Source organism: Flavonifractor porci, from assembly GCF_037572415.1.
In the GTDB taxonomy this organism is placed as follows: Bacteria; Bacillota; Clostridia; order Oscillospirales; family Oscillospiraceae; genus Flavonifractor; species Flavonifractor porci.
In genome coordinates, this window is sequence record NZ_JBBHLB010000011.1 from 12,472 (window position 1) to 29,242 (window position 16,771).

At 62.0% G+C, this 16,771-nt stretch carries 16 protein-coding genes; 7 read left to right on the forward strand and 9 right to left on the reverse strand.

The annotated features are described in order from the left end of the window. Nucleotides 1-22: 22 nt before the first annotated feature. Both WHJ28_RS10685 and jag read left to right on the forward strand, forming a co-directional pair. Nucleotides 23-1,369, forward strand: coding sequence for a YidC/Oxa1 family membrane protein insertase (locus WHJ28_RS10685; RefSeq protein WP_340042109.1), 1,347 nt, complete (start codon nucleotides 23-25; stop codon nucleotides 1,367-1,369). A 38-nt stretch (nucleotides 1,370-1,407) separates the two neighbouring features. Then, complete coding sequence (gene jag / locus WHJ28_RS10690; RefSeq protein WP_340042110.1) at nucleotides 1,408-2,184, forward strand: RNA-binding cell elongation regulator Jag/EloR; 777 nt, start codon at nucleotides 1,408-1,410, stop codon at nucleotides 2,182-2,184. Nucleotides 2,185-2,514: 330 nt separating this feature from the next. Here the strand turns inward: jag and WHJ28_RS10695 are convergent, their stop codons facing one another. Further along, nucleotides 2,515-3,096, reverse strand: a complete 582-nt coding sequence (locus tag WHJ28_RS10695; RefSeq protein WP_340042111.1) for a sugar O-acetyltransferase — start codon at nucleotides 3,094-3,096, stop codon at nucleotides 2,515-2,517. Between the two features lie 101 nt (nucleotides 3,097-3,197). Here WHJ28_RS10695 and WHJ28_RS10700 point away from each other — a divergent pair, with 101 nt between their 5' ends. Then, on the forward strand, nucleotides 3,198-4,496 hold the full coding sequence (locus tag WHJ28_RS10700) for a putative ABC transporter permease (protein WP_340042112.1): 1,299 nt from the start codon (nucleotides 3,198-3,200) through the stop codon (nucleotides 4,494-4,496). Between the two features lie 38 nt (nucleotides 4,497-4,534). Here WHJ28_RS10700 and ricT read toward each other — a convergent pair whose 3' ends face one another. The 7 genes from ricT to WHJ28_RS10735 form a co-directional block, all read right to left on the reverse strand. Then, nucleotides 4,535-5,788 (reverse strand): regulatory iron-sulfur-containing complex subunit RicT, encoded by a 1,254-nt coding sequence (gene ricT, locus WHJ28_RS10705; protein WP_340042113.1) that lies wholly within the window; start codon nucleotides 5,786-5,788, stop codon nucleotides 4,535-4,537. 11 nt (nucleotides 5,789-5,799) lie between these two features. After that, nucleotides 5,800-6,798 (reverse strand): DNA polymerase III subunit, encoded by a 999-nt coding sequence (locus WHJ28_RS10710; protein ID WP_340042114.1) that lies wholly within the window; start codon nucleotides 6,796-6,798, stop codon nucleotides 5,800-5,802. A gap of 1 nt (nucleotide 6,799) precedes the next feature. Next, on the reverse strand, nucleotides 6,800-7,123 hold the full coding sequence (locus tag WHJ28_RS10715; protein ID WP_209345755.1) for a cyclic-di-AMP receptor: 324 nt from the start codon (nucleotides 7,121-7,123) through the stop codon (nucleotides 6,800-6,802). Nucleotides 7,124-7,174: 51 nt separating this feature from the next. Then, nucleotides 7,175-8,488 (reverse strand): aminotransferase class I/II-fold pyridoxal phosphate-dependent enzyme, encoded by a 1,314-nt coding sequence (locus WHJ28_RS10720; protein ID WP_340042115.1) that lies wholly within the window; start codon nucleotides 8,486-8,488, stop codon nucleotides 7,175-7,177. Between the two features lie 183 nt (nucleotides 8,489-8,671). Further along, nucleotides 8,672-9,688 (reverse strand): tRNA 2-thiouridine(34) synthase MnmA, encoded by a 1,017-nt coding sequence (gene mnmA / locus WHJ28_RS10725; protein ID WP_340042116.1) that lies wholly within the window; start codon nucleotides 9,686-9,688, stop codon nucleotides 8,672-8,674. 81 nt (nucleotides 9,689-9,769) lie between these two features. Beyond that, nucleotides 9,770-11,578 carry a tRNA uridine-5-carboxymethylaminomethyl(34) synthesis enzyme MnmG gene (gene mnmG / locus WHJ28_RS10730; protein ID WP_340042117.1) on the reverse strand — a complete coding sequence of 603 codons (1,809 nt, stop codon included), beginning with the start codon at nucleotides 11,576-11,578 and terminating at the stop codon, nucleotides 9,770-9,772. A gap of 180 nt (nucleotides 11,579-11,758) precedes the next feature. Further along, a complete protein-coding gene (locus WHJ28_RS10735; RefSeq protein WP_340042118.1) occupies nucleotides 11,759-12,652 on the reverse strand; it encodes a diacylglycerol/lipid kinase family protein in 894 nt (297 codons plus the stop codon). Nucleotides 12,653-12,857: 205 nt separating this feature from the next. Between WHJ28_RS10735 and WHJ28_RS10740 the strand changes: the two genes are divergently transcribed. From WHJ28_RS10740 to WHJ28_RS10750, 3 genes are all read left to right on the forward strand, one after another. Next, on the forward strand, nucleotides 12,858-13,568 hold the full coding sequence (locus WHJ28_RS10740) for an AzlC family ABC transporter permease (RefSeq protein ID WP_340042119.1): 711 nt from the start codon (nucleotides 12,858-12,860) through the stop codon (nucleotides 13,566-13,568). Next, nucleotides 13,562-13,894 carry a branched-chain amino acid transporter permease gene (locus tag WHJ28_RS10745; protein WP_340042120.1) on the forward strand — a complete coding sequence of 111 codons (333 nt, stop codon included), beginning with the start codon at nucleotides 13,562-13,564 and terminating at the stop codon, nucleotides 13,892-13,894. Before WHJ28_RS10740 ends, WHJ28_RS10745 begins: the two co-directional genes overlap by 7 nt. 124 nt (nucleotides 13,895-14,018) lie before the next feature. After that, nucleotides 14,019-14,516 carry a hypothetical protein gene (locus tag WHJ28_RS10750; RefSeq protein ID WP_340042121.1) on the forward strand — a complete coding sequence of 166 codons (498 nt, stop codon included), beginning with the start codon at nucleotides 14,019-14,021 and terminating at the stop codon, nucleotides 14,514-14,516. Between the two features lie 104 nt (nucleotides 14,517-14,620). On the opposite strand, the gene WHJ28_RS10755 is transcribed toward WHJ28_RS10750, so the two are convergent. Beyond that, entirely contained in the window at nucleotides 14,621-15,871 is a 1,251-nt protein-coding gene (locus WHJ28_RS10755; protein WP_340042122.1) for a M16 family metallopeptidase, read from the reverse strand. 308 nt (nucleotides 15,872-16,179) lie between these two features. Here WHJ28_RS10755 and WHJ28_RS10760 point away from each other — a divergent pair, with 308 nt between their 5' ends. Further along, nucleotides 16,180-16,707: a nitroreductase gene (locus tag WHJ28_RS10760; RefSeq protein ID WP_340042123.1), complete on the forward strand. Its 528-nt coding sequence runs from the start codon at nucleotides 16,180-16,182 to the stop codon at nucleotides 16,705-16,707. The last annotated feature ends 64 nt before the right edge of the window (nucleotides 16,708-16,771 follow it).

A 16,771-nucleotide genomic window follows, 5' to 3' on the forward strand; every position in this document is an offset into this window, starting at 1 on the left:
AATGTAACTTGGAGGCGCACAAATGGAAATTATCCTCTCCCCCTTTGCATGGCTGCTGAAGGCTTTTTACAGCTTCTGCGGCAGCTATGGACTGGCTCTGATCTTCTTTGCCCTGGTGGTCAAAGTGGTGCTCTTCCCCCTCTCTCTGAAGGGAAAGCGCAGCATGATCCAGATGAACATCCTGCAGGGCCAGATGCAGAAGCTGCAGAAGCAGTACGGCAAGGACCGGCAGCGCTATAATCTGGAGGTCCAGAAGCTGTATGAGAAGGAGAAGGTCAACCCCATGGGCGGCTGCCTGTGGTCCTTTATTCCTCTGATCATTCTGATGATCCTCTATCCCATCATCCGTGAGCCCATCCACTATATGATGGGCATCAACGACGCCAATTCCCTCAACGCCATTGCCCAGGCTGTGGACTGGAGCACCCAGGCCGTAAACATGGGCTGGATCAAGGAAGCCGCCGACACCTTTACCAACAGCGCTTATAACCAGCTGTATCTGGCTTCCCTTATCAATGAGAACAACCTGGCTGCCGTGCAGCAGGCGGTGACCGCCGCCGGTGGTGTGGGCGCCAACGTGTTTTCCATCAACTTCAGCCTGTTTGGTCTGGTGGACCTGTCCCAGATCCCTCAGCTGCAGTTCTGGACCATTACCGGTGGTCTGGGTCTGTTCCTGCTGCCCGTGATCTCCGCTGTGTCCGGCGTGTTCTTCTCCTTTATCTCCATGAAGACCAACGCCATCAACAAGCAGAGCGCTCAGGCGGCCAACAACGGTACCGCCAAGACCATGCTCATCATCTCCCCCCTGATCTCCCTGTGGATCGGCTTTACGCTGCCCGCCGCCCTGTGTATGTACTGGATCGCCAACAACCTGCTGAGCATGATCCAGGAGTTTTTGTGCAGCCGCATCCTGAAGAAGGACTACGAGGAGGCCGCCCGCAGGCAGGCCGAGCGTGAGCTGCAGGAGAAGGAAGAGGAGAAGGAGGAGCGCCGCCGCAAGGCCGAGGAGCGCGCCCGCCGCATCGAGGAAGAGAAGCTCAATAAGGGCAAGAAGAAAAAGGCCGAGAAGAAGCACGAGGACGAGGAGAAGATTCCCGGCGTCGTGAAGGAGTACAGCCGTGTGGGTCTGCGTCAGTATGCCCGCGGCCGTGCCTATGATCCCTACCGCTACAGCGAGGACGGCCCCACCTGCTATCCCGGCGAGGAGCCTGTTTTCGGCAAAAAGCCGGAGCAGGTCGTTCCCGCTGAGGAGGAGTCCGTGCAGGAGACTGCCGCAGTGGAGGAGGCCCCCGCTCTGGAGGCCGCCCCCCAGGTTGACGCCTCTGCCGCTGATGTCCCTGCCGCCGGTGACGGCGAAACCAAGGAATAACGGCGCCTGCCGTGGATTCATAAGGAGAGATACCCAAAATGTTGAAATGGATCGAGAGCACCGGCAAAAGCGAGGAGGCCGCCATCGAGGCCGCCCTGCAAAAGCTGGGCATGGATCGGGACGAGGTATCTGTGGAGGTCCTGGAGCGGGCCAAGTCCGGCTTCCTGGGGATCGGCAGCTGTCCCGCCAAAGTGAAAGTGACCTACGAGGCTCCCGATGAGCCCGAGACCCCCGCCCCTGTGGAGAAGGTCCCCGCCGCCCCCGTCATGGAGCCTGTCAGGGAGGAGAAGCCCGCCCCCGTGGTGGAGGCTGAGGCTCCCGCGGCTGAGAGCGCCGCCGTCCCCGCCGAAGGGGAGAAGGCCCAGCAGATCGACGCCTTCCTCACCGGCCTGCTGTCCCACATGGGGGCCCAGGCCAAGCCGGAGATCAAAATGGACGAGAACGGCACCTATCAGGTGGAGCTGGTGGGCCAGGACCTGGGCGGCCTCATCGGCCGCCGGGGCGAGACCCTGGACGCCATCCAGCAGCTCACCGGCTACGCGGTCAACCACGGCCAGTCCAAGCGTGTCCGCATCCACGTGGACGCCGAGGGCTACCGGGCTAAGCGGGAGGAGTCCCTCATCCGTCTGGCCCACAAGGTGGCCGGCAAGGTGGTCAAGTACCGCCGCAACGTGACCCTGGAGCCCATGAACGCCTATGAGCGCCATGTGATCCACACCGCCCTGCAGGACACCCCCGATGTGACCACCTACTCCATCGGCACCGAGCCCAACCGCCGGACCGTGGTGGCCTACAGCCGGGGCGAGCACCGGTAATAAAATTTGACGAAAAAGACCCTGCGGGTCTTTCCCGTCAGGGGGCTGCATGAGGAATGAGGTTCGATTTCTGGCGAAATTGTCACCCCATTCCTCATGAGAAGAGTCCTTTCCAAGGCTCATGTCCCCGGAAAGGACGGATTTTGATTTGATTCCACCGCCTGCGGGCGGTGGAACTCTGCGAGGCTGCAAAAAGACCCTGAGCCTGTGGCTCAGGGTCTTTTTGCGTTTGCAGGGGCAACCTTTATGGTCGCCCGAGGACCTTCCCCCCACAGGGGGAAGGTGGCCCAAAGGGCCGGATGAGGGGTGCTGTGTCAATGCAGCAGAATCCTACGGGGCAGGCGTCTCCGAAAGATTCTCAATGACCCGCACCACCTTGCAGGGATTGCCCACCGCCACCACGTTGGAGGGGATGTCATGGACCACTACGCTGCCCGCGCCAATGACTGCTCCGCTGCCGATGGTGACGCCGGGCAGCACCGTCACGTTGCCGCCGATCCACACATTGTCTCCCACGGTAATGGGCCTGGCAAACTCCAACCCGCTGTTGCGGGTGGGGGCGTCCAGGGGATGGCCTGCGGTGTAGAACCCGCAGTTGGGGGCAATGAATACGTTGTCCCCAAAGACCACCGGGGCGCAGTCCAGCACCACCAGGTTGTAGTTGGCGTAAAAGTGTTCCCCCACCGTGATGTTGGAGCCGTAGTCGCACTTAAACCCGTGGTTGATGGTGAGGTGCTCCCCGGTCTTGCCCAGCAGCTCCTTCAGCAGGGCAAGCCGGGCCTCTCCCTCCGTGGGGGAGAGCTGATCCAGCTGGTGGCACAGCTGAGCAGCCCGGGTCCGCATATCCTGCAATTCCGGTACCTCGGCATTGTACAGCTCACCGGCGATCATTTTTTCAAATTCCGTGCTCATCGTTTTCTCTCCTCCTCTGTGCTACAGATTTTCATTGTGTTTTTTCCGAAAATAAGGTAAGATACCTTTCAGATTTTCCTGACAGAAAGGTGGATGCGGCTGTGTCGTTTGATCGTCTGCTGTGGCTCTTCTTCTGCTACGGCCTGCTGGGCTGGGTACTGGAGACCGCCTATGCCGCCCTGCGGCAGAAGAAGTATGTGGACCGCAGCGTACTTTTCGGTCCCCTGTGCCTCTCTTACGGCCTGACAGGGGCTATACTGACCTGGGGCCTGAGCGAGCTGCGGGGCAGCTGGTTTTTCCTCTTCCTGGGCTGCGCCGTGGGCGCCACCCTGGTGGAGTGGGTGGCCGGTCACCTGCTGGAGCGGGCCACCCATACCCGCTGGTGGGACTACAGCAACAGCCGCTTCCATCTGGACGGCTACATCTGCCTCAAGGTTTCAGTGGTGTGGGGCCTGCTGGGTCTGGCGGCGGTGGAGTGGGTCAGCCCTCTGCTTCTGTCTCTGTACCGGCTGCTGCCGCCCCTACTGGCCTTTATCCTGGTGTGGGTACTGGTAGGCCTGCTGGCAGTGGACAGCGTGGGCACCATCCTTACCCTGATGGGCATCCGCGGGACCCTGCCCCGGGTGGAGGCGGTGAACAGCCGTCTGGCCGCCCTGTCCATCCGCATGGGGGAGTGGATCCTCCGCCGCACCGAGGGCCGCATCCAGCGGACCTATCCCCAGGCCAGCTTCGTCCGCCGGAAGGAGAAGGACAAAGGCAACCCCTTTGCCCGGGGCAACAGCTTTTACAGCATCATGCTCCTCTTTCTGGTGGGAGGCCTGTGCGGCGATTTGGCCGAAATGGTCTTCTGCCGGCTGCGGATGGGCTGGTGGATGAGCCGGAGCAGCGTGGTGTGGGGCCCCTTCAGCATCGTGTGGGGGCTGGCCCTGGCGGCCGCCACCCTGCTGTTTTACCGCTACCGGGACCGGTCGGCCAGCTTCTTCTTTGTGGCGGGTACCCTGCTGGGAGGCCTGTATGAGTACCTGTGCAGCGTGTTTACCCAGCTGGTGTTCGGCACGGTGTCCTGGGACTACAGCGCCATCCCCTTCAACCTGGGCGGGCGCATCAACCTGCTCTACTGCTTCTTCTGGGGCTTTGCCGCCATGGCCTGGTTCAAGGGCCTCTTCCCCGTCCTGTCCAGGCTGATGGCCAGGATCCCCAAACGACCGGGAAAGATCATAGTCTGGCTGCTGCTGCTCTTTATGGCAGTGAACATCGGGGTGAGCTCCCTGGCCCTGGCCCGCTACAGCGGCCGGGCCGCCGGACAGCCGGCCCGGCAGGCCTGGGAGGTCTGGATGGATGAGCACTATGGCGACGAGGTCATGGAGCGGATCTATCCCTATGCGCAGATGACAGATTAAACAATAAAACGGGCGGCCTTTTGGCCGCCCGTCCTGTTTTATTGGGGATTGGGATTCTGGGGCTTGTCCCCACGGGGACGGCGGTGGTACCGGCGGCGGGGCCGCTTCTTCTCGCCGGAAGGAGCGCCCTGCTGCTGTCCTTCGCCAGCAGGCTTCTCCTGGGCCTTGGGTCTGCTCTCAGGCCGGGGCTTACCCTCTCCCTTGGGCGGGCGGCTCTGGGCCTTCTGGGGAGTCGGCTTGGCCTCCTCCTTCTTGCTCTGGGCCTGGGGCTGCTGCTCACTGCCGCTCTTCCGGCGGCGGCTGCGGCTCCGGCGGGACTCCTGAGCGGGAGCGCTCTCTTCCTCAACAGTAGCGCTCAGCCCGGCCAGGGTAGCGTTGACGCTGCTGGTCAGGGTGCGGGGCTCCTCCACGGGAGTCACTTTCCGCAGCTTGGAGAGCTCTTGGGCGGGGGGCTCCACATAGTCCTCCGGCCGTTTGCCCTTGCCGTTGCGGATCACCCGCAGCTCGCAGTTGTGGAAGCACTTGGGGGTCTCCGGCTGGTTGTCCAGCCGTACCTTCACCGTCTCCTTCAGCAGATCCACCTGGCACACGTTGCCCGCCCCCTCAGGGGTCTCCACAAAGGACTCGTTCTTGGGCATCCGGCGGACCGCGTCCTCATAGGCCTCCTGCTCGTACTTCAGGCAGCACATGAGCCGCCCGCAGGTGCCGGAGATCTTGGTGGGGTTGAGGGACAGATTCTGGGTCTTGGCCATCTTGATGGATACCGGCTGGAACTCGTCCAGGAAGGAGGCGCAGCACAGAGGCCGGCCGCAGATCCCCAGGCCGCCCAGCATCTTGGCCTCGTCCCGGACGCCGATCTGCCGCAGCTCGATGCGGGCGTGGAACACGCTGGCCAGATCCTTCACCAGGGCACGGAAGTCCACCCGGCCCTCGCTGGTGAAGAAGAAGAGGATCTTGTTGCCCTCGAAGTTGTACTCCACCTCCACCAGCTTCATATCCAGAGCGTGGGCGGCGATCTTCTCCTGGCAGATGGCAAAGGCCTTTTTCTCCTTCTCGTGGTTCTTCTGCACCGTCTCCAGGTCCTTGTCGGTGGCGATACGCACCATGGGGCGGAGGGGCTGCACCACCTCTTCATCCTCCACCATGGTGTTGCCCTGGGCACACTCGCCGTACTCCAGGCCCCGGGAGGTCTCAATGATGACCCCCTGACCGGGCGCGACCTGCTGTCCCTGGGGATCGAAATAATATTGCTTGCCTCCGCTTTTGAAGCGGACGCCGATGATCTCGGTCATACTCCTAACTCCTAACTCAAAATAAGCCTGGCCAGTCCGGCCCCCAGCCAGCCGGCCATATGGCCGGGGCCCACATAGAAGCCGCAGGCGGTGCGCAGCTGTTCCGTCAGGGCGGCGGCCCCGGTCAGAGCCTTGGGGGACAGGGCCTTGGCCCCCTGTTCTGCCAGCGTCCGGCGGCGGGGGTCGCTCTCATGGAGGGCCCCGGCGGCACACACCAGGCAGTCCCGCACCAGCAGCAAAAACTCATCCAGCAGGGCGTTGAGGGAATCCCGGTCCCACTTGTCCCGCTCCAGTCCGGCGCAGAACTCCAGCAGGGCCAGCTCGTCCTTGGCGCAGAAGCGCTCCAGCAGGGCTGCCGCACCCTCCAGGGCCTTGCCGTCGGCGGCTTTGCCCTCCAGCTGGTCCACTGCCCGGCCCAGAATGCCCTCGCACCGGGCGGCGGCGTTGGCGATCTCCGCCGGGGAGCGGTCGGGGTACCGGGCGGTGAGAAATCCCTCCGCCTCCTGCACCGTCACCGGGGAGAGGGCCAGCACCTCGCACCGGGAGCGCACCGTGGACAGCAGGGCGGCGGCGTTGTCGGGGAGCAGCAGGAAGGCGGCGTAGGCCGGTCCCTCCTCCAGCAGCTTGAGCAGCGCGTTCTGGCTGGGGTCCTTCATGTTCTGGGCCCCCTCCAGGATGTACACCTTCCGGGGCGCCTCGTTGGGCTTGATGTAGGCGTCGTTGCGGATGGCCCGGATGCGGGCCACGTTCAGCTCGTCCCCCTCCCCTCCGGCGTGGATCACGTCGGGGTGGATGTGGCCCAGGGCCTTTTTACAGCCGGAACAGGCCATGCAGGGGACCTCTCCGCCGCCGGTACACACCAGGGCAGCGGAGAGCAGGCCGGCCAGGGTGCGCTTACCCGACCCCGCCGGCCCGCTGATGATATAGGCGTGAGACAGCCCCCGCCGGGCGGTCTCCAAAGAGAGCTGCCGCTTCAGGGAGGCATTGCCCGCCAATAAGGACAGGTCCATCTTATACCCGCTCGAACCGCTCGATGTCCACCACAAAGATGGTGGCGCCGCCTACCACGACCTCCACGGGCATACTGGGATAGTAGCCGTAGCTCATCTCGGTGGTGGTGGGGATCATCTGCTTGCGGGAGTGGGAGTGCTCCTTGATGATGTCGATGACAGTCTGCACCTTCTCCTCATCCACGCCGATGAGGATGGTCACGTTGCCCGCCATGAGAAAGCCGCCGGTGGTGGCCAGCTTGGTGGACGAAAAGCCCTTTTTGGTCAGGGCCTGGGTGACCGTGTTGGCGTCGTCATGATTGATGATAGCCAGAACCAGTTTCATGGGTATCCCTCCTGCTCAAAGATGCCGGAAGTCCGGCGCTGAGGCCGCTTTTTACAGGACGGCCACAGAAACATCTTCCAGTGTATTATAACCTATTTGTTTCAAATATGCGATACTTTTTTTGTCCAAGCGCTCCCCCGGCGCGATGACGGGAATCCCTGGGGGATAAGGGGCCACCTGGCAGGCGGCAACCTGTCCCTCCGCCTGTTCCAGGGGGAGGCTTTTCCGGGGTGCAAAAAGGGCCTGCCGGGGGGTAAGCACCATCTCCGGCGGCTGGGGTGGGGCGGGATAACCGGGACATGGCCCTAGCTCCACTTCCTGAAGCGCTCCCTCCAGCCTTGCAAAGTCCTCAGGGCCGTCGGCACAGGTGGGGATGAACACCACATGGCCCCCGTCGGCCATCTCGGGCCATACGTTGCGTGCCTCCAGTGCCTCCTGGGCGGCGTAGCCGTGGGGGGCGCACAGGGCCAGCCGGGTGGGGTCCAGAGGAGCGTCCTTTTCCGTAAGGGCGGGGAAGGTATTCCGCAGCCGGGCCACTTCCTCCGCCGTTTTGCGGTAGGCATCCGCCCCTCCCTCCAGCATATGGGCCCGGCACAGATCCAGTGCGGCCATCATGGCGTAGGAGGGGCTGGAAGAGCCGTAGATGCTGGCCGCCCGCCGCAGGTCGGCGTGGGAGAAGGTACCATTTGAGAACAACAGAGCGGTCTGCCCCGGGGCGGGCAAAGTCTTGTGGGCGGACACCACCAACAGATCGGCGGCGGACAGCCCATAGTCCCCCAAAAAGGGCAGATGAGCCCCGTGGGCCCCGTCCACCACCAGCACGCCCCCGTGGCGGTGGATGACCTCTGCCAGAGCGGGCAGATCCGACAGTACGCCGTAATAAGTAGGAGAGGTGATGCACAGGGCCTTGATCTCCGGGTGGGCCGTCAGTTGTTCTTCCACCCTTTCCGGGGAAACCGGCCCGGTCACCCCCGCCTGGTCCAGCCAGGGCCGGTCCAGGTACACCGGCTTTAAGTCCAGCAGGGCCAGAGCATTGTAGGCCGAGCGGTGGCTCCCCCGGTCCAGCAGTACCCTGTCCCCCGGCCGGCAGGCCAGGGTGAGGGCGGTCAGCACCCCCTGGGTGGAGCCGCCGGTGAGGAAGAGGCAGTTGTCCATGTGGAAGGCCTCCGCCCACAGTTCCTCGGCCTCCCCGATGGCCCCGCCCTCGTCAAACAGGTTGCCGGTGGGAGGCAGCTCGGTAAAGTCGATGGCGGCCAGGTGGTCCAGCCCCGGCAGGGGCTTGCCCTTGTGGCCGGGCATGTGCATCCGCAGGGGATTTTGAGCCGCAAAGGCGGTCAGGGCGTCATACAGCGGCGTATTTTCCACAGGGTTTCCCTCCTTTGTGGAGAAAAGTAAGGTATGGCTTATCTGCCGGGCTCCCCTCATCAGTCTCGCTGCGCTCGACAGCTTCCCCCCAGTGGGGGGAAGCTCCATACAAACCTTCCCCCCTCAGGGGGGAAGGTGGCCCGCAGGGCCGGATGAGGGGGTGCGCGTCAGGAATACCCGGCCTTATAGAGCTCCCTCAATCCAGGCCGAACCGGCCACGATGTCCCCCAGGTAGAACACCGCCAGCTGTCCTGGCGTGGGGGCACGAGCGGGGTCCTTCATCTCAATCCGTACCCCGTTTTCGTGGGGATAGACGATGCCCTCCGCCTGGGTGCGGGAGTGGCGCAGGCGGACGGTGACCTCCAGAGGCTCCGTCAGCCCCTCCACCCCGATCCAGTTGGGGGAAGAGCCAAACACGGTGAACTTGCCCAGGTCGGAGCCGTCGGACAGCACCACCTCATTGGTGGCCGGCCGCAGGGCGGTGACGAAGTAGCGGTGAGGCCCAGAGACCCCCAGCCCTCTCCCCTGGCCCAGGGTGTAGTGGTGGACCCCCTTGTGGCGGCCCAGCACCTTGCCCTCTTTGTCCACAAAGTTGCCCTCCGGTGTGGAAAACCCACGGCGGTCCAGCCAGGCGGCGTAGTCCCCGTCGGGGATAAAGCAGATCTCCATGGAGTCCGGCTTGTCGGCCACGGGAATACCAAAGTTGTGAGCCAGCTGCCGAACTTCCGTCTTTTCGTAATTTCCAAGGGGGAAAATCACTCTCTGTAATTGCTCTCTGGTCAATCGGGCCAGCATATAGGACTGATCGTTGGCGGGTCTCCCCTTTTTCAGCACCCCGTTTTCCACATTGGCGTAGTGCCCTGTGGAAACATAGCGGGCCCCGATTTTATCGGCCAGCCGGAACAGGGCGGGGAATTTCACCGTGGGGTTGCACAGGGCGCAGGGCAGGGGCGTACGGCCGCTCTGATAGGCGGCGGCGAAAGGAGCGCACACCTGCTCCTCCAGATCGGCCCGGATGTCGGCCACTTCAAAGGGGATGGACAGACGCTCCGCCACGGCGGCGGCGTCAGCCGCCCCGGTGCCCCCCAGACCGATGTCCAGATAGAGGCCGGTGACGGCAAAGCCCCCCTCCTTCAGCAGGCTGGCCGATACGGCGGAGTCCACCCCGCCGGACAGGCCCAAAACGATTTTTTCCTTCATAGGTTCTCCTTTTTTGTTACGGGCCGTCGGGGACGCCGGCCCCTACGTAGGGGGCGGCCTCCTGGACGCCCCGCCCACACCTTATTTCTCCAGGGCCACCATCAGCACGGCGATATCCGCCGGGCTGACGCCGGAAATGCGGCTGGCCTGGCCCAGATTCAGAGGCCGGATCTGGTCCAGCTTCTGCCGGGCCTCCAGCCGCAGACCCTCCATGGACAGGTAGTCCAGATCGGCAGGCAGGGGCCTGTCCTCCATCTTCCGCTGCTCGGCCACCTGCCGCAGCTGCCGGTCGATGTACCCCTGATATTTCACCGAGATTTCCACCGCCTCAGTCACTTCTGTGGATAACTCCGGGCGGCCCGGGTCCACGGCTGCCAGACTGTTATAAGTATTCTCCGGCCGGCGCAGCAGGTCCACCAGGCGGCCCTCCGCCGTGCCGGTGTGGGTGAGCCGTTTGATCTCCCGATCCACGGCGGCGTACTTCTCCTCCACCGCCGCCATGCGAGCATCGCTCACCAGCCCGATGGCGTGGCCGATGGGACACAGCCGCCGGTCGGCGTTGTCCTGCCGGTGAAGCAGCCGGTACTCGGTGCGGGAGGTCATCATCCGGTAGGGCTCCTCGGTGCCCTTGGTCACCAGATCGTCGATGAGCACCCCGATGTACCCCTGGTCCCGCCGCAGGATGAGGGGGGCCCTCCCCAACAGCTTCAGCGCGGCGTTCACACCCGCCACAAAGCCCTGAACGGCGGCCTCCTCATAGCCGGAGGAGCCGTTGAACTGGCCCGCGCCGTAGAGGCCCTTCACTTTCTTGTGCTCCAGAGTGGGCAGCAGCTCGGTGGGGTCCACGCAGTCGTACTCGATGGCGTAGGCGGGCCGGGTCATTTCGGCCTGTTCCAAACCGGGGATGGTGTGGAGCATCCGGATCTGCACGTCCTCGGGCAGCGAGGAGGAGAAGCCCTGAAGGTACAATTCTTCCGTGTTCAGCCCCATGGGCTCCAGAAAGAGCTGGTGCCGCTCCTTGTCGGGGAATCGCTCTACCTTGGTCTCAATGGAGGGACAGTACCGGGGGCCAACGCCCTCGATGGTGCCGTCGTACAGAGGGGAGCGGTCCAGATTGGCCCGGATGATGTTGTGAGTCTGCTGGTTGGTGTAGGTCAGCCAGCAGATGGCCTGATTTTCCGGGGGCGTTTTGGTTTCAAAGGAGAAGGGCAGGACCTGCTCGTCCCCCGGCTGGACCTCCAGCTGGGAAAAGTCCACGCTGCGGGCGTGGATGCGGGGAGGCGTGCCCGTCTTGAACCGGCGGAGGGTGATCCCCAGCCCTTTCAGACTATCTGTGAGGGGGAGAGCCGCGGCCAGGCCGTCGGGGCCGGAATCCCTCGTCACCTCGCCGATGATGGTGCGGCCCCCCAGGAAGGTGCCCGAGGCCACCACCACCGCCCGGACCTTGTATTCCGCGCCGTACACGGTGCGGACCCCGCACACTTGGCCGTTTTCCGTTAAAATGTCGGTGACCTCCGCCTGCTTGACCCACAGGTTGTCCTGGTTTTCCAGAGTGTGCTTCATGACCTCCTGGTACCGGCGGCGGTCGGCCTGGGCCCGAAGGGACCACACTGCCGGGCCTTTGCCCCGGTTGAGCAGCCGGTACTGGATGCAGGCCTGGTCGGCGGCTCTGGCCATCTCCCCTCCCAGGGCGTCCAGCTCCCGGACCAGGTGGCCCTTGCCGGTGCCGCCGATGGCCGGGTTGCAGGGCATATTGCCCACCGCGTCCAGATTGACGGTAAAGCATAGGGTACGGAGGCCCAGCCGGGCGGCGGCCAAAGCGGCCTCAATGCCCGCGTGGCCAGCACCAATCACAGCAATATCAAAGGTTCCAGCGTCGTAAGTCGTCATAGTACAAGTCCTTCATTGGCAGAATCATTTACAGGGTGCGGTCCCCCTCATCCGGCCCTTTGGGGCACCTTCCCCCCTGTGGGGGGAAGGTCAAAAGGAGGACCATTTCTGTTGGAGCTTCCCCCCTCAGGGGGGAAGCTGTCGAGCGCAGCGAGACTGATGAGGGGGCATCCCGTGTGATTACGCCCCATATACGATGGTCACCGCCTGGTGACAGTTGGCCACCTCCACCACCCGGTGATCTCCCCCGTACTCCCCGTCCAGGGTCCAGGCCAGGTCCTGATCGCTGATGATGCGCACCTTGTTGGCGCGGAAGCAGGTCACCAGCCCGTGGTCATCGCTCTCCGCATTGGTGAGGGCCTTCAAAATCCGCTGGAGCTGGAGCAGGGTCTTGGGCTGGCGCACCAGCATCACCTCAAACAGGCCGTCGTCCAGGGCGATGGGCCGGTCAGGATTGGCATGAATGCCGGCGATGGAGTGGGAATTGGAAACAAACCCCAGGCAGTAGCTGCCCAGTTCCACCTTTCCGTCGTGCTCCACCGTCATGGAGTAGGGCTTGATGGACCCCAGCCGGGAGAGGACCCCCATCAGGTAGGCCATATGCCCGAAGATGTGCTTGAACTGCTGGGGGGTGTTGTAGGACAGGTCGGTAAAGGCCCCGAAGGCGGCCACATAGAGGAAATCCTGGTCGTTGAACTTCCCCACGTCCACCGGCCTGGGCTTTCCTGCCGCCGCAACGACGGCCAGCTCCTCCAGGGTGCGGGGCAGCTCCAGGTTCTTTGCAAAGTCGTTGGTGGAGCCTGCCGGAATGTACCCCACCGTGGGCCGCCCCTCCGGGGGCAGCTCCATCAGGCCGGATACCACCTCGTGGAGGGTGCCGTCGCCGCCGGAGCATACGATGCGGTCAAACTCTCCCGCCCGGTCCCGGGCCACCGCCGTGGCGTCCCCCTCGCCCCGGGTGGGATGGACGGTCACGTCCCACTGTGCCGTCAGCTCGTCCAGAATGGGGGCCAGACGTCCCCGCAGGGTGCCCTTGCCTGCATATAGATTGTAGATAAACAGCAGCTTTTTCATTTCGTTCGCTCCAAAACCGGACGCCGGTGGGTCCCGACATAACATTGTTCCATATTATATACCGTCCCGGTGGGAAAACACAACTCTTTTGCAGAGAAACCGCCTGCTTTCCTTCAAAAACAGGAAAATGCCCGGCCCCACTTGCTTTTCTGCGCTAAAGTGTGTAAAATATGGTTTCGATCTCAGCGCAAAGGAAGTGTACGCTATGGACCGCAAAGCCCTGTCCGCCGCCTTTCCGGTGACGGTTCCGGTGCTGATGGGCTATCTGGCCATCGGCATGGCCTTCGGCTTCATGCTCCAGGCCGTGGGCTACAACTTTATCTGGGCCTTTTTCATGTCTCTCACCATCTATGCCGGATCGGGCCAGTACCTGGGGGTGACCCTGCTGGCCACTGCCGCCTCCCTGGGCACGGTGGCCCTCATGACCCTGCTCATCAATTTCCGCCACCTGGTATATGGCCTGTCCATGCTGGAGAAGTTCCGGGGCATGGGCTGGCGGAAATTTTATATGATCTTTTCCCTCACCGACGAGACCTACGCCCTGCTCTCCTCCGTCCAGGCTCCGGTGGGGGTGAGTCCCAGGAATTTTTATTTTGCCATTGCCCTGCTGGATCAGAGCTACTGGATCATCGGCTCGGTGATCGGCGGAGTGGCCGGAGCCCTCATCCCGGTGGATACCAAGGGCATCGACTTTGCCATGACCGCCCTCTTTGTGGTCATTGCCGTGGATCAGTGGAAGGCCTACCGCAAGCACCTGCCCGCCCTGCTTGGGTTTGGGGTGACCATCGTATTTCTCATCATTCTGGGCCAGCTCTTCGGCCAGCAGCAGATGCTCATTGTCTCTCTGGGGGTCATCGTGTTGCTGCTGCTCATCCTGCGGGACAAGCTGGAGGAAAAGGAGGAAACATCATGCTGACCACTGCCGGAGCCATTGCCGCCATCGCGGTCATGGCCGTCGTCACCTTTCTCACCCGGGCCCTCCCCTTCCTGCTCTTTGACCGGGGGAGCGCGCCGCCCAAATTGATCCTCTACCTGGGCCGGGTGCTGCCCCCTGCCGTCATCGCCATGCTCATCATCTACTGCCTGAAGGACATCTCCTTTGCCCAGGCGGGAGGCTGGGTCCCCCAGCTTATTTCGGTGGCGGTGGTGGTGGTCCTCCACCTGTGGAAGCACAACAACCTGCTGAGCATCTTCGGCGGCACCATCCTGTACATGGTACTGGTACAGGTCGTCTTTGTTTAACAAAATAAATAAGAAAAAAAGACGCCGCTATGCGGCGCCTTTTTTATTTTCCAACCGGATTGCCTTTTGATTGGCAATCCGATACAATGAACATACCATATCCCAAAAGACAGGAGGGCATAATATGAAGCAGATATTGCGTCAAGTCTGTATTGCTGCCGTTGGCCTTTTGCTTGTTTTAATTCTGGCCATAGCGTTCTTTATGAAATTATTCCATCCTGCGATACCGCTGAATGATCTTTTGGAATTGCCTTCTGACAGCGATATTGAAGTAATGTTCTTTTTCTCGGCCTGTGAAATGGGCACCAATTCAAATTATCATCCTTATACCACTTCAGATGATAGCGTTGAATCTGCGCTAAAACAGCTGATATTGGATACCACGGTGAAACATGGTGGTTCCACCGATATTATGCCCGTTGACGATACCTATGAGATGGCCTTTTTTACCGCTGCAACAGATTTTACAGGAAGAGAACATTACAGCTTTTATATGGATCCTTTTTATATTTATTTCAATGGGCAATTCTATTCATATGACAACGACCAAATATATGAGTTTGTAAAAGAAAAAGCAATGCAGCCGTACGAACCATCTGAAGATTTGGAGAAGTCCACATGAAACCTAGTTGATAAGAACAGCAGCCGGGGCGCCGCACAGCGGCGCCCCGGCTATTTACCTAAGAAAAGAGTTTTGCACATTATCCACATGGTTTTCCACATAGGTTAATGAAGCAGGGCCTGGTACTCCTCTGCCTTGCCTACCCGGCCCACGGCGGACAGGGAGGCGTTGGACAGGTCCATCAGCTCCTCCGCCAGAACGCGCACATCCTCCCGGGTGACGGCGTCGTAGGCGGCGATGATCTCCTCCTCGTCCAGCACCCGGCCTACCAGCATCTCCCCCCGGCCCAGGCTGCTCATGTGGGCCTGGGTGGATTCCATTCCCATGAGTACGTTGGCCTTGGACTGCTCTCTGGCCCGGTCCAGCTCCTCCTGGGTGACGCCGTGTTCGTTAAAGTCCCGGATGACGGACAGAATGGTGTCCAGAGCCTGACGCTCGGTCTCCTTGCCCAGGGCGGTGTAGATGCCGAAGTACCCCGCGTCGTCGTGGCAGGTGCCGTAGGAGTAGACGGAGTAGCACAGCCCCTTCTGCTCCCGCACCTGCTGGAACAGCCGGGAGGACATCCCGCCGCCCAGAATGGAGGACAGCAGCTGGAGGGTAAACCGCCGGGGATCGGAGAAGGACAGCCCCGGGAAGGCCAGAGTCAGGTGGTTCTGCTCAATAGCCTTCTTCTTGACCACAATGCCGCTGCGGTAGGCGGCGGGCTTGCTGATGATGGGTTTGCGGGGTTCCAGCACCGAGAACCGGGCGGCCAGATCGTCCACGTCGGCCTGGGTGAACCGGCCCGACAGGGCCACCACGATGGACTCCGGGCCGTAGTGGCTGTCCTTGTACTGCCGCAGCCAGGTCCCGTCCATCTGTTCCAGCGTGGCTTTTTTGCCCAAAATGGGCCGGGCCAGAGGGGAACCCTGAAAGACCACCCCGGCCAGCCGTTCGGCGCACAGGTCCTCGGGGTTGTCCTCGTACATTCCGATCTCCTCCAAAATGACGCCTCGTTCGGTCTCCACGTCGCTGTCGTCAAATTTGGAGTGGAAGAACATATCACATAAAATATCGGTGGCTCTGGGCAGATGGGTGTCCAGCACCCGGGCGTGGAAGCAGGTGCACTCCTTGGTGGTAAAGGCGTTGACCTGTCCGCCGATGGCGTCCATCTCCTCCGCCAGTTGGCCGGCGGTGCGGGTGGACGTGCCCTTGAAGAGCATATGCTCGATAAAGTGGGCGGCGCCCCCCTCCCCCGGCTTTTCGTGGCGGGAGCCGGTGCCTACCCAGATGCCCAGGCAGGCCGAGCGCACGCCGGGCACCTGCTCGGTGAGAATACGCACCCCATTGGGGAGCGTGATTTTTTCATACTTCAAGCAAAAGGACCTCACATTCATTTGTGTGGGGATCATCCCCGGAGGGCGATCAGGAGCAGTACCACCCCGGTGATCGCCAGGACAAGGGCCAGGTATCCGATGACTTTCATTTTCATGCCATGCCGCTCCTCTCCTCAGATTGCCCTGACCGATATTATATCATACCTGAAATCGGTTGTCAGCTGAAAAACAAAACACCCGGGGAGCGGCAAAAAAATTCTGTGAAAAAGGCGGCTTTACGGCGGGCGGAGAAACGGGTATACTGAAAAGCAGAGACAAGCCCGCGAGGCGGAAAGGAAGTTGGAAGTATGAATCAGGAAGCGCTGAAGGTGCTGGAGGAGCGGAGGAGCTGCCGGGCCTACAAGCCTGAGCAGATCACCGAGGAGGAGCTGCAGGCGGTGCTGAAGGCGGGGACCTACGCCCCCACCGGCATGGGCAGACAGTCTCCCATCATCGTTGCCGTGCAGGACAAGGAGACCATCGCCGCTTTGAGCAAGCAGAACGCCGCCATTATGGGCAAGCCGGATATGGACCCCTTCTACGGGGCCCCCACCGTGCTCATCGTGCTGGCGGACAAGAACATTCCCACTTGGTTCTATGACGGCTGCTGCGTCATGGACAACCTGCTCAACGCCGCCGAGGCGGTGGGGCTGGGCTCCTGCTGGATCCACCGGGCCAAGGAGGCGTTTGAGTCCGCCGAGGGCAAGGCACTGCTGGCCAAGTGGGGCATCGAGGGGGACTACGAGGGCATCGGCCACTGCATCCTGGGCTACCGGGCCGGCGAGAAGCCCGCCGCCCCCGCCCGCAAGGACAACTACATCTATTATGTGCGGTAAGAGCCGTAAATAAGCAAAAAGCGCGCCGAAAGGCGCGCTTTTTGTGTTTGGCAGCAAAGATTGC